This is a genomic window from Bacillus sp. FSL W8-0116 (genome assembly GCF_038003825.1).
GTDB classification, from domain to species: Bacteria; Bacillota; Bacilli; order Bacillales; family DSM-4216; genus Bacillus_O; species Bacillus_O smithii.
In genome coordinates this window covers 1,404,815-1,417,755 of record NZ_JBBOPY010000001.1, presented here as the reverse complement: position 1 = coordinate 1,417,755, position 12,941 = coordinate 1,404,815, and the positions used below count along the sequence as shown (strand labels likewise).

Sequence of the window (12,941 nt, the reverse complement as noted above, 5' to 3'; positions counted from 1 at the left end):
AGGACGCAAATGGAGGAGGACCGGGAATGGCAAAATCATATAAGTCGGCTGGAGTGGATATAGAAGCAGGGTATGAAGCAGTTGAACGAATCAAAAAACATGTCGAACGGACGAAAAGGCTTGGGGTGATGGGAGCACTTGGAAGTTTCGGCGGTTTGTTTGATTTATCCGTCCTCCAGCTTAAAGAACCTGTTCTCGTATCAGGTACAGATGGTGTGGGAACCAAATTAAAAATTGCTTTTATGATGGATAAGCACGATACGATCGGCATCGATTGCGTCGCCATGTGTGTCAATGACATCCTCGTTCAAGGAGCCAGTCCGATCTTTTTTCTCGATTATCTCGCTTGCGGGAAAAATGAGCCGGAGAAAATAGAACAAATTGTGAAAGGAATTGCTGACGGCTGCGAACAAGCAGGGTGCGCCTTAATCGGAGGAGAGACAGCAGAAATGCCGGGCATGTACGCTCCCGGGGAATATGATCTGGCCGGCTTTGCGGTAGGGGCGTGCGAAAAAAGCGAGCTCATTTCGGGAAGTGCAATTAGGCCAGGTGATGTTTTGATCGGTCTTCCATCAAGCGGAATTCATAGCAATGGCTATTCTTTGGTGAGAAAAATCTTCTTTGAAGAGCATCGATTGCACATCGACTCTCAATTGGACGGTTTGAAGGGGACACTGGGAGAAGCATTGATTGAACCGACACGAATTTATGTCAAGAAAATCCAAAGTATTCATAAAAAAGGTACAATTAAAGGGATGGCCCATATTACAGGCGGAGGCTTTATTGAAAATATACCTCGTGCTCTGCCGGCCGGATACGGTGCGGAAATTGCAGAAGGCACATGGGAAATACCAGCCATTTTCGAAGTGCTAAAAGAATATGGAAAACTGGATCGGAAAGAAATGTATAATATTTTTAACATGGGAATTGGGCTGGTCTTGATCGTCGCAGCAGCGGATGCGGAGTCTGTTTTAAATGATCTTGAACAAATAGGAGAAAAAGCGTTCAAAATCGGCCAGGTGGTTCCTCAAGAGGGAATCCGCATTTCCTGATTGGAGAGGTTGGATACTAATGAAAAAAGTGGCGATATTCGCGTCTGGAAACGGCAGCAATTTTCAGGCGCTGGCAGAAGCAAGTTTAAGAAAGGAACTAAACGCGGACATCTGCTTGCTTGTATGCGATCAGCCGGAAGCTTACGTAGTCAAACGGGCACGCCATTTGGGGATTCCTGTGTTTTCCTTTCGAGCAAAAGAGTATCCTTCCAAAGAGGCGTTTGAAAACGAAATTGCATCAGAGTTAGCCAAAAGGGGAGTCGAATGGATCATCCTTGCCGGCTACATGCGTTTGATCGGCTCTACACTCTTAAATCGTTATCGCAACCGTATCGTGAATATTCATCCTTCGCTTTTGCCGGCGTTTCCAGGAAAAGATGCCATTGGACAAGCTTTGGACGCTGGCGTAAAAGTGACGGGGGTTACCATCCATTTTGTCGATGAAGGAATGGATACCGGGCCGATCATCGCTCAACAAAGCGTCAACATTTTGGCTGAGGACACAAGAGAAACGCTTCAGAAAAAAATCCAGGCTGTTGAACATGAGTTATATCCGAAAACCATCAATGAATTATTGGATGAATAGAAAGGGAGATCAACTATGAAAAGACGGGCATTAATCAGTGTTTCCAATAAAGAAGGGATCGTGGAGTTTGCAAAAGGGCTAGTTTCTTTAGGATTTGAGATTCTTTCAACCGGCGGCACCAAAACGATCTTGGCGGAAAACGGAATCCCGGTCACAGCTGTCGAAGAAATAACTGGATTTCCGGAAATATTGGAAGGCCGTGTGAAGACTCTTCATCCTCTTATTCATGGCGGGCTGTTGGCGAAATGGGATCACGAACTGCATCAACGGCAAATGAACGAACAAGGAATTGAACCCATCGAAATCGTTTGCGTCAATTTGTATCCTTTCCAACAAACGATTGAAAAAGCGGATGTTACTCCGGAAGAAGCTATTGAAAATATTGATATCGGCGGGCCGACTATGCTTCGATCCGCAGCGAAAAACCATGAGTATGTCACGGTGCTGGTCGATGCGGCTGATTACGGAAAAGTGCTGGACGAGCTGAAAGAAAACGGGAAAGTCAGCAAAGAAACTAAGAGAAAACTGGCTGCCAAAGTATTTAGGCATACGGCTGCTTACGATGCTTTAATTTCGCAATATATGACCCGTCTTGCCGGCGAAGAGAATCCGGAGAGAGTCACTTATACATATGAATTGAAACAAACGCTTCGCTATGGTGAAAATCCGCACCAAAAGGCGGCTTTTTATCAAAAACCGCTCGGTTCGGATTTTTCCATTGCCAGAGCCAAGCAATTGCATGGCAAAGAACTTTCTTATAATAACATTCGCGATGCGGACGCTGCTTTGCAAATCATTAAAGATTTTCAAGAACCGGCTGCCGTTGCGGTCAAACATATGAATCCGTGCGGAGTGGGCATCGGGAATTCAATAGAAGAAGCCTACGCAAAAGCTTACGAAGCGGATCCAGTTTCTATTTTTGGAGGGATTGTGGCGCTTAATCGGCCGGTCGGAAAAGAGCTGGCGGAAAAACTGCATGAAATTTTCCTTGAGATTGTGGTGGCTCCTGAATTTTCAGAGGAAGCGCTGGACATTTTAACCAAGAAGAAAAATATTCGGCTGTTAGTCCTTCCGTTTACGGGCGAGAAGAAAAAAGAAGAAGTATTGACATCGGTTGAAGGCGGCCTCTTAGTCCAAGATCCGGATACGTTCTCGCTGGATGAAGCTGAGCTGAAGACGGTGACGAAGAGAGAGCCTACTGCAGAAGAATGGGAAGCTTTGAAGCTTGGATGGAAGGTAGTCAAGCATGTGAAGTCCAATGCCATCGTGGTGGCCAACAAAGAAAGAACGTTAGGAATCGGAGCAGGACAAATGAATCGCGTCGGCGCTGCCAAAATTGCTCTTGAACAAGCCGGCGACTTGGCAAAAGGAGCTTGCCTTGCTTCAGATGCCTTTTTCCCGATGGACGACACGGTAGAAGCTGCAGCCAAAGCAGGAATCACCGCTATTATCCAGCCGGGAGGATCGATCCGTGATGAGGATTCCATTAAAAAGGCGGATGAATACGGAATCGCAATGGTGTTTACAGGCGTTCGTCATTTTAAACATTAAACGGTTTGGGGAAGTATGAAAAGGCCCGACGATCGACAGTCTTGTTTTGACAGGGCTTTTTACCTCCCCTAATCTTTGAGGGCGAATGAGAATATGAGAAAAGAGGTGGCTGGTTTGAAGATCCTTGTGGTCGGCAGAGGCGGACGGGAGCATGCGATCTGCAAAAAGCTGAATGAAAGCGTGCTTGTTGAAAAAGTATTTTGTGCTCCAGGCAATGCCGGTATTGCTGAAGATGCGGAGTTAGTGAATATAGACGAAATGGATTTTGCCGGTTTAGCCGATTTTGCGGAAAGACAAGACATTGAATTAACGGTAATCGGTCCGGAAAATCCATTGGCTGTCGGAATTGTGGATTATTTTCAACAGCGTGGATTAGCGGTTTTCGGACCAAATCGAAAGGCAGCTCAGTTAGAAAGCAGCAAATCATTTGCAAAAGAATTGATGAAGAAGTATCAGATCCCTACAGCATCCTATGCCGTATTTGAAGAGTTCGAGGAAGCAAAAGCTTATATTGTCCAACACGGGGCTCCTATCGTGCTAAAAGCAGATGGGCTTGCAGCCGGAAAAGGGGTTACCGTGGCCATGACGTTGGAAGAAGCGTTATCGGCCCTTGAAGAAATGCTTTTGAATCAGAAATTTGGCGAAGCGTCGTCCAAATTGGTGATTGAAGAATATCTGCAAGGGGAAGAATATTCTCTGATGGCCTTTGTTCAAGGCGAAAAAGTATATCCCATGGTCGCTGCCCAAGACCATAAGCGGGCGTATGACGGCGATAAAGGACCGAACACAGGCGGGATGGGGGCTTATTCACCGGTCCCTCATTTGCCGGCTGACATCGTCGAACAATCCGTCCGCGAAATTTTGGAGCCATGTGCAAAGGCAATGGTGAAAGAAGGATGTCCGTTCACAGGGGTTATCTTTGCCGGCTTGATGATGACAAAACAAGGTCCAAAAACGATCGAATTTAATGCCCGTTTTGGAGACCCTGAAACTCAAGTCGTTTTGCCGCGATTGGAATCCGATTTGGCGCAGGTGTTTTTAGATGTGCTGGCTGGAAAAGATCCACAACTCAAATGGAAAGAGGAAGCGGTTCTTGGGGTTGTATTAGCTTCAGAAGGCTACCCGGGATCGTATCAAAAAGGAGTCCCCATCAAGGGATTAGATGAAATTGAGCAGGCGACGGTTTATCATGCGGGAACGATTCGAAGTGAGAAAGGAGCCATTTGTTCCGACGGCGGCCGCGTTCTGTTGGTTGCGGCTAGCGGTGCATCGGTAGAAGCAGCCCAGCAGCAAGTCTACCGGGAAATGAAAAAATTGGATCAGGCAGGATTTTTTTACCGAAAAGATATCGGTGCAAGGGCTATTGCTCGTTTCTCCTCTTAGACATGCGGAAAAAAATATAGATGAGAGCAGCAATACTTCCAATGAGAAGAATAAGTGCAAATGACGAGTGTGTGATATATTCCATAAACGTCCGATTGTACATTTTTCGTTCACTCCTTTTGGTCAGTTGAAATTGCCTTTCATAGTGCTTAATGCTTAACTCTTGTCATCAACCGCCTGATAGTTTCTTTTGAAACATTCAGGCGGCATTTCAAGATTGTTCAGGCTATTCGCTTTCTGTTTAAGTGCCTTCTTATTGGTAGACCGCGCCCTCCTATTTGAAAAAGACGTTCTGACGCAATTTAATGTTATTTAGACTGTCATCAATCTCGTGAAAGCTGATTTTGAAAAAAACTTCTCGAGGATTTAGATATTTATGACGGATTGTAAGGAATGTCGATGTCTTCCTTACGGTCCGCCTGATTTTGTTGATTCTGTTGGTTTTGCTGATTTTGACGGTTTTGGTTATTCTGCTGGTTCATGAAAGAACCGTTTTCCCATAGGTCGGTCAGCGGACAATATTGTAAAATTCCTTCTCCAACCCGCATGGCCCCTAGGAAAGCGATGAACAAATACGATTGTCGCCAAGGCTTTTTGGAAAGCTTAGCTGTCCCCCATGCAAGCATTGTGAGTCCGCAGGTTATTCGAATCAAAGCATTCAAAATGCCGATATTTTGTTTTACTTTCAAAGGGATCGCCTCTTTTCACTAAATTTTCAAACTTTACATTCTTTTTACCCTGAGTTTGTCGCCAAAATATGGTACTATTAAAATTACCATTTTTTCCTTGAATATCAGTAAACATCGCCACTGCAAAAAGCGGAAAAAGGATGATTCCGTTTTTGACATAGTACCGAATGAAACAGGCGGAATGTTTAGCTATTCACTTCATCTTTTCAGCAAAGGACAGTTTTTTCAATGACAGCTTTTTTTCATTCAGCAAAAGAGCTTTTTGTGTATGATTCATCCGTTCAGCATAAGCCCATATATTTAAAGAGGAGAACGGGAAGAATCCATAGTAGAAAGTTTTAATACAATTAGGAGGGCCCTTAATTATGTTAGAACAGCATTATCGGTGGAAAAACAGACAGCTCAGAGATCATGTGGCAGTGATTGACGGAGAAAAGCCTCCGAATATATTGCTGAAAAACGCGCGATTTTTGCATTCCACAATGCGAAGATGGATGGAAGCCAATATTTGGATCGCAAACGACCGCATCGTTTATGTCGGGGAGAAACTGCCGCAAAAGCTAGACGGATGTGAAGTAGTAAACTGTGAAAATTTTACGCTTGTGCCTGGTTACATTGAGCCGCATGTTCATCCTTTTCAACTTTATAATCCCCAGTCATTTGCCGAATATGCATCTCAATCAGGAACAACGAGTTTCGTCAGCGATAATCTTGTGTTGTTCTTGTTTTTAAAAAATAAGAAAGCGTTTTCTTTGATGAATGAGTTAAATAAGCTTCCGTTCTCTTTGTTTTGGTGGTGCCGGTATGATCCGATGACGGAACTGAATCAAGAGGATGAAAAATTTTCGCATAGAGATGTCAAATCATGGATTGAAAGCGGGTTTGTTATCCAAGGGGGAGAGCTGACTGGATGGCCAAAATTGTTGGACGGAGATGATATGATTCTTCACTGGATACAGGAAACAAAGAGGCTTGGAAAAAGAATTGAAGGTCATTTTCCGGGAGCTTCGGAGAAAACGCTTACGAAAATGACGCTTTTAGGAGCAGATGGCGACCATGAATCGATGACCGGAAAAGATGTGTACAAACGACTGATGCAAGGATATACGGTAGCTTTGCGCCATTCTTCCATACGTCCAGATTTAGAAATCCTTTTAAGAGAAATTCGGGAAATGGGTTTGGATCAGTATGATCAAATGACGTTTACAACGGATGGCTCTTTTCCCTCTTTCTATGAAGACGGGGTGATCGACCGTATGATCGCCAAAGCGTTGGAATTTGGCGTTCCGACGATGGATGCTTACCAAATGGCCAGCTATAATGTCGCAAAGCATTATCGAATCGATCATTATTACGGTATGATTGCTCCTGGACGAGTAGCCAATATTAATTTTCTGGAAAACGAAAACAATCCGACGCCTGTTTCCGTTTTGTCGAAAGGACAGTGGGTCAAAAAGAACGGAACGAAGGTGTATCATGGCCATCCGATCAAATGGGAAAATTGGGGCTTGAAACCAATATCGTTCCATTGGGATTTAAAAAAAGAAGATCTGCAGTTTTCAATGCCGTTTGGCATCCAGATGGTCAACGATGTTATTACGAAGCCGTATTCACTAACAAGGGATATTTCATTGGATCAACTTCCGGAGGATGATGAAAGCTTTTTGCTGTTATTGGACCGAAACGGACAATGGCGGGTGAGCACAGTGTTAAAAGGTTTTGACAATCGAGTGCAAGGTCTTGCTTCATCCTTTTCAAGCACTGGCGATATTGTATTGATCGGAAAACGCAAAGAAGAAATGCGTCGAGCTTTTCAAAGAATGAAAGAGATCGGGGGAGGAATTGTTCTTGCGGAAAACGGCAAAGTCATTCATGAAATCTCCCTTAAGCTTTCCGGCATGATGTCAGATCAGAGCATGGAAGAGTTGATCAAAGAAGAAAAAAGGATGAAAAAATTGTTAATCGACCGCGGCTATTCTTTTTCTGATCCTTTTTACACACTGCTTTTTCTGTCAGCTACCCATTTGCCGTATATTCGTGTTACTTCGCGCGGCATCTATGATGTCATGAAAAAAACTATACTCTTTCCCACTATAATGCGTTAAAATAATGAAATACAGACATATCAATTCCATTTTCAAAAATATCGGGAAAAGGAGTATGAATCGTTGATGCAAATTGATAAATTGCGCGGCAAAGAGTTGGATCAGCTTTTTCAGGCAGTTTTATCGTTAAAAGATTTAGAAGAATGCTATCGTTTTTTTGATGATTTGTGCACGGTTAATGAAATTCAATCTCTTGCGCAGCGCCTTGAAGTGGCCAGAATGCTCCAGGAAGGGAAAACGTACCACAAAATTGAGAATGAAACCGGCGCCAGCACCGCTACCATTTCCCGCGTGAAGCGCTGTTTGAATTATGGAAATGATGCTTATCGAATGGTATTAGATAGAATCAAAAATGAAAAAGAGCAAAGCGGCGAATGATGACGGGGGATTTTCCTCCGTTTTCTTGCTTCTAGCATGGCTTATTGGAGTTTGAAGCGATAAGGATTGCCCTTGAGTAGCCTTGCTACCAAGTATGAAGTTATTGAAAAAGAAAGACTTAATTATAAAAAATGAAGCGGGTGGCAATTATGTCAATCTTTCAATTAACGAATAGAAAATATAAGAAGATTGTGGAATGGGTTAGAGAACACAGTTACGGTATAGAATCCCTGGAAAAATGCGGGATTAATGATTTTGATTTTTTAGAAAATATATTAAAGGATAAGCAAATCGTTTGGTTGGGTGAAAATGGACATGGAATTGCAGAGCATAATCTTTTAAAATCCAAACTTATTGAATTCTTATATCACAAAATGGGATTCAAGGTAATAGCATTTGAAAGCGGCCTAAGTGAATGCTATAGCGCTAACTACTTTAAAGATGCTATTTCTGTAAATGAACTTATGGATAAATCAATATTTTCTTTATGGAAAACAGAAGAAACGCTACCTTTGTTTGAATTAATAAAAGGATCTGATTTGAATCTTATAGGATTTGATTTTCAACCTTCATCCAAACAAAACTTATTTGTAGATCTGTTGGACAAACTGGATATTGATTTACCCTTAAAATTCAAATTAAGTATAAAAGCTTTGGATAAAGCAACAATGGATTGGTATATGCGTATTGGTAAGTTAAAGGGAGAAGGGAAGAAAATACCAAAACATATTATGCAAGAGTATTTGGAAACCCAAAAAGAATTAACAGAATTGTTCTCCTCGCTACATAAGACATTAGAGGAGTTGGAAAAAGAGTTTATTAGCAAAGATATGCATATATATTTTCAATTAATTCAAAGAGTCATAGAAAATAGACGCCTTTTATTATCAAACCTTGCCACTGGACATCGTACTTATCAGAAAATTAGAGATCAAATTATGGCATACAATCTAGAATGGATTTGTGAAAAATTATACCCGAATGAAAAAATTATAGTATGGGCACACAACTCCCATATTTATAAAAATTATGAAAATTTAATCAAATACAAACCTATGGGATCATTAATGAGTCCAGAGATGGTTAGTAAATCCTATTATCTCGGACTGTTTATGTATGAAGGGAAGGCGGCCTTAAATAATAAAACAATATATGATTTAGTTAAACCTCCCAAAAAGAGTCTTGAAGATTATATGAACCATAATAAATCATCGATATCTTTCATTGATTTTTCAGATGTATCACCCAACGAATTGAACAAATGGATTTTTAACAAAACTCTTATATTAGAATCAGGAACAATGCAAAAATTAATTACTCCAGCGCAGCAGTTGGACGGTATTTTCTTTATAAAAAAAGTTTCACCACCTCATTATCTTTAAGATGACTTTCATTGTATGATCATCAGAAGTCTTCCTATAAATTGCCGTTTTTGGCTTTTAGCGGTCTATGGCTCATTTTGAAGCATTACAAATCAGTATGTTTGATGTCAAAGTGAACTTATATTTTTTCTTGTCTTGTAACGTACGTTGTTTAGTTGGATTACTTCTTTAGATATGCGTTTACTCTTTCTATCGCGGTGCAACATTTGTCTCTATACTACAATACATTTTTGACTTCTTTGATCTTTTGGACTTCTATTTCTCATGATCCTAGAGTATCAAACTCATCATCCAATTGAAGATTAAATCAGGAAAAGAGATTAACTTTTATACCCGAAATATTGACTCCAATCCACTTAAAAAGACAATCGGCTATATTGACAATTCAAGGCGTTGATTTTTACGCTAACAAATTCGTATTGGTACAAAGCGATTCCACCGCAATTTTTATATTCTGATATTTTTGAAAAAAATACTTTTATTATCCAATAAATGAGTATAAATCTTCAATATTTTTCGCTGTCCGGATAAGAAAAAGGCGTTCACAAATCAAAGGAGAATCGTTCGATGACCTGTGTGGGTGTTTTTGTCACCAAAAAGAAAACTGGTGTTTTATATTTTTGGGGATTTATGACAAAAAATAGAAACGCTTCATTTCCTTCTTTTCCGGTTTTAGCAGAGCAAAACAAATGCTATAATGGTTAGATGAAATCATGAAATGGAGGGCATTTGGATGTATGATGTGCGCGAGTGGCGCCATGTGTTCAAACTGGACCCAAATAAAGAAATAGATGATGATAGTTTAGAGAAAATTTGCGAATCAGGAACGGACGCGGTGATCGTCGGCGGCACGGATGGAGTCACACTCGACAAAGTGCTTCATTTAATGGCGAGAATCCGCCGCTACACGGTTCCTTGTGTATTGGAAGTTTCTACGCTTGAAGCGATCACGCCGGGGTTTGATCTTTATTTTATTCCCATGGTATTAAACAGCTCCAAAGTCGATTGGGTGCTGGGGCTTCATCATCAAGCGTTAAAAGAATACGGCGAATTAATGAATTGGGATGAAGTGCTCGCGGAAGGCTACTGCATTTTAAATGGCGATTCCAAAGCAGCGCAATTAACCGAGGCAAATACGGAATTAGATATAGAAGATGCTGTTGCTTATGCGCGTTTGGCGGAAAAGATGCTGCATTTGCCAATCTTTTATTTGGAATACAGCGGCACATATGGGGATCCCCAGCTTGTGAAAAAAGTAAAAGAAACATTGACCGATACGGTTGTTTTTTACGGCGGCGGCATACAATCTCCTGAAGAAGCAGCCGAGATGGGGGCGGTTGCCGATGTTATTGTAGTAGGAAACGTCCTTTATACCGATTTGGAAAGTGCTTTAAAAACCGTTGAAATGGTGAAAAAGATTCCGCGCCGGTAGAGAAAAATCGGTTATAATAAGAACAAATGTTCTAACGGTGGTGAAAACATGCAATTTTTAACGGAAAAGCTGTTAAGCGGATTGAATAAAGAGCAGCAGGAAGCGGTGAAAACAACGGAAGGGCCGCTTCTTATTATGGCCGGAGCAGGTTCCGGAAAAACGAGAGTACTGACCCACCGAATTGCCTATTTAATGGTGGAAAAAGCAGTCAATCCATATAATATTCTGGCGATTACTTTCACCAATAAGGCAGCGCGCGAAATGAAAGAACGTGTTGGCCAATTGATGGGCGGCGCGGCGGAAGAAGTATGGATCTCAACCTTCCACTCCATGTGCGTTCGCATTTTAAGAAGAGATATAGACCGGATTGGCTTTAACAGGAATTTTACGATTTTGGACACAACCGATCAGCAGTCCGTAATCAAAGGCATTTTAAAAGATAAAAATTTGGACCCTAAGAAATTTGATCCCAGAGCCATTCTCGGTACGATCAGTTCTTTAAAGAATGAATTGATCGATCCGGAATCTTACAGCAAACAAGCGGGCAGCTATTATGAACGGATTGTCAGCGAAGTATATGAAGAATATCAAAAACGATTGCGGAAAAATCAATCGCTCGACTTTGATGACCTCATTATGACGACGATTCATCTGTTCCAACGAGTGCCGGACGTTCTCGAGTATTATCAACGCAAATTTCAATATATACATGTGGATGAATATCAAGACACGAATAAAGCCCAATACTTGCTCGTAAAGCTTTTGGCATCGCGTTTTCAAAATTTATGCGTGGTCGGAGACAGCGATCAGTCGATTTATCGTTGGCGCGGGGCGGATATTTCCAACATTTTATCGTTCGAAAAAGACTATCCGAATGCCCGTGTCATCCTGCTTGAGCAAAATTATCGCTCCACTAAAAGAATTTTGCAGGCAGCGAATGAAGTGATTAAAAACAATTACAACCGCAAACCGAAAAAGCTGTGGACGGAAAATCCGGAAGGGAAGAAGATTGTCTACTTTCGGGCGGAAAATGAACAGGCGGAAGCTCAGTTTGTCGCCGGTAAAATCAAAGAGCTGGTCGAAAGCGGAAAAAGACGATTATCCGACTTTGCCATTTTGTATCGAACGAACGCACAGTCCCGTGTAGTCGAAGAAGTGCTGATGAAATCCAATATCGACTATACGATTGTCGGGGGCATTAAGTTCTATGACCGAAAAGAAATTAAAGATATATTGGCTTATTTAAGACTGATCGCCAATCCGGACGATGATATCAGTTTGCTTCGTGTCATCAATGTACCAAAGCGGGGAATCGGTTCCACTTCAATGGACAAAATCGCCCGCTATGCTCAAGAAAATGATCTTTCTCTATTTCAGGCATTGGAAGAAGCGGATTTTATCGGTTTAAGCCCGAAAATCACCAAAGCGGTACTTGAATTCCGTGATTTAATTAAGGGCTATACCCAAATGCAAGAATACTTGTCTGTCACGGAATTGGTGGAAGAAGTGTTGGACAAGTCCGGATACAGGGATATGCTGAAAGCGGAAAAAACGCTTGACGCTCAAAGCCGTTTGGAAAATATCGATGAATTTTTATCTGTTACAAAAGGATTCGAGGAAAACAGCGAAGATAAAAGCTTGATCGCCTTTTTAACGGATCTTGCCCTTGTGGCGGATATCGACCGATTAGATGAAGAGGACAACAATCAGCAAGCGGTTGTATTAATGACGCTCCATTCCGCGAAAGGGCTTGAGTTTCCGGTTGTCTTTTTAATCGGTATGGAAGAAGGCGTTTTTCCTCACAGCCGATCGCTTATGGATGAAGAAGAAATGGAAGAAGAGCGGAGGCTCGCTTACGTGGGGATTACAAGAGCGGAAGAGGAGCTGTATTTGACGAACGCTCAAATGAGAACGTTATACGGTAGAACCAATTTGAATCCTGTTTCCCGATTTATTCAAGAAATACCCGAAGATCTATTGGACGAAGTGGTGGTCGAGAAAAAACCTTTTACTCGTTTTCAATCCAATCTTTCAACTTCTTCTCAAAAAGCCTCTATTCGGCCAATGGCAGTTTCCACGGGAGGAGAAGAAATTCCATGGAAAGTCGGGGATAAAGCCGAACATAAAAAGTGGGGCATCGGAACCGTAGTCAGAGTAAAAGGCGAAAAGGAAAATATGGAACTCGATATTGCGTTTCCAAGCCCGACAGGAGTAAAGAGACTGTTGGCGAAATTCGCTCCCATTCAAAAAGTATGAATGGGGAATAATAGACTCATCTATCGTGAATATGAACATATGAAGCTTTTTTGAACTCTTTTCTTTTTGGAGGAAAAGAAAAGACTCACATGCGAAAGCGCATTTTCGTTGATGAATCATCGATTCG

The 12,941-nt window shown here is 41.7% G+C and carries 11 protein-coding genes; 9 read left to right on the top strand and 2 right to left on the bottom strand.

Annotated elements, in window-relative coordinates; translation table 11 throughout:
- The first annotated feature begins 26 nt into the window (after positions 1 to 26).
- From purM to purD, 4 genes are all read left to right on the top strand, one after another.
- Positions 27 to 1,052 carry a phosphoribosylformylglycinamidine cyclo-ligase gene (gene purM / locus N1I86_RS06660; RefSeq protein WP_341095584.1) on the top strand — a complete coding sequence of 342 codons (1,026 nt, stop codon included), beginning with the start codon at positions 27 to 29 and terminating at the stop codon, positions 1,050 to 1,052.
- 19 nt (positions 1,053 to 1,071) lie between these two features.
- Positions 1,072 to 1,638 (top strand): phosphoribosylglycinamide formyltransferase, encoded by a 567-nt coding sequence (purN, locus tag N1I86_RS06655; RefSeq protein WP_327797160.1) that lies wholly within the window; start codon positions 1,072 to 1,074, stop codon positions 1,636 to 1,638.
- A gap of 15 nt (positions 1,639 to 1,653) precedes the next feature.
- A complete protein-coding gene (gene purH / locus N1I86_RS06650; protein WP_341095581.1) occupies positions 1,654 to 3,189 on the top strand; it encodes a bifunctional phosphoribosylaminoimidazolecarboxamide formyltransferase/IMP cyclohydrolase in 1,536 nt (511 codons plus the stop codon).
- Between the two features lie 114 nt (positions 3,190 to 3,303).
- Complete coding sequence (purD, locus tag N1I86_RS06645; protein ID WP_341095579.1) at positions 3,304 to 4,572, top strand: phosphoribosylamine--glycine ligase; 1,269 nt, start codon at positions 3,304 to 3,306, stop codon at positions 4,570 to 4,572.
- Here purD and N1I86_RS16710 read toward each other — a convergent pair.
- Together N1I86_RS16710 and N1I86_RS06640 are read right to left on the bottom strand one after the other, a co-directional pair.
- Positions 4,550 to 4,657 (bottom strand): EYxxD motif small membrane protein, encoded by a 108-nt coding sequence (locus N1I86_RS16710; protein WP_412677267.1) that lies wholly within the window; start codon positions 4,655 to 4,657, stop codon positions 4,550 to 4,552. The genes purD and N1I86_RS16710 overlap by 23 nt on opposite strands.
- A gap of 289 nt (positions 4,658 to 4,946) precedes the next feature.
- Positions 4,947 to 5,261, bottom strand: coding sequence for a YgaP family membrane protein (locus N1I86_RS06640; RefSeq protein ID WP_270583405.1), 315 nt, complete (start codon positions 5,259 to 5,261; stop codon positions 4,947 to 4,949).
- A gap of 365 nt (positions 5,262 to 5,626) precedes the next feature.
- Here N1I86_RS06640 and N1I86_RS06635 point away from each other — a divergent pair, with 365 nt between their 5' ends.
- From N1I86_RS06635 to pcrA, 5 genes are all read left to right on the top strand, one after another.
- Positions 5,627 to 7,366, top strand: a complete 1,740-nt coding sequence (locus tag N1I86_RS06635; RefSeq protein ID WP_341095577.1) for an adenine deaminase C-terminal domain-containing protein — start codon at positions 5,627 to 5,629, stop codon at positions 7,364 to 7,366.
- Between the two features lie 66 nt (positions 7,367 to 7,432).
- A complete protein-coding gene (locus tag N1I86_RS06630; RefSeq protein WP_003354092.1) occupies positions 7,433 to 7,744 on the top strand; it encodes a YerC/YecD family TrpR-related protein in 312 nt (103 codons plus the stop codon).
- A gap of 149 nt (positions 7,745 to 7,893) precedes the next feature.
- Positions 7,894 to 9,126 carry an erythromycin esterase family protein gene (locus N1I86_RS06625; RefSeq protein WP_341095574.1) on the top strand — a complete coding sequence of 411 codons (1,233 nt, stop codon included), beginning with the start codon at positions 7,894 to 7,896 and terminating at the stop codon, positions 9,124 to 9,126.
- Between the two features lie 733 nt (positions 9,127 to 9,859).
- Positions 9,860 to 10,558, top strand: a complete 699-nt coding sequence (locus tag N1I86_RS06620; RefSeq protein WP_327824964.1) for a heptaprenylglyceryl phosphate synthase — start codon at positions 9,860 to 9,862, stop codon at positions 10,556 to 10,558.
- Between the two features lie 48 nt (positions 10,559 to 10,606).
- Positions 10,607 to 12,814, top strand: a complete 2,208-nt coding sequence (gene pcrA, locus N1I86_RS06615; protein WP_341095571.1) for a DNA helicase PcrA — start codon at positions 10,607 to 10,609, stop codon at positions 12,812 to 12,814.
- Positions 12,815 to 12,941 lie beyond the last annotated feature (127 nt).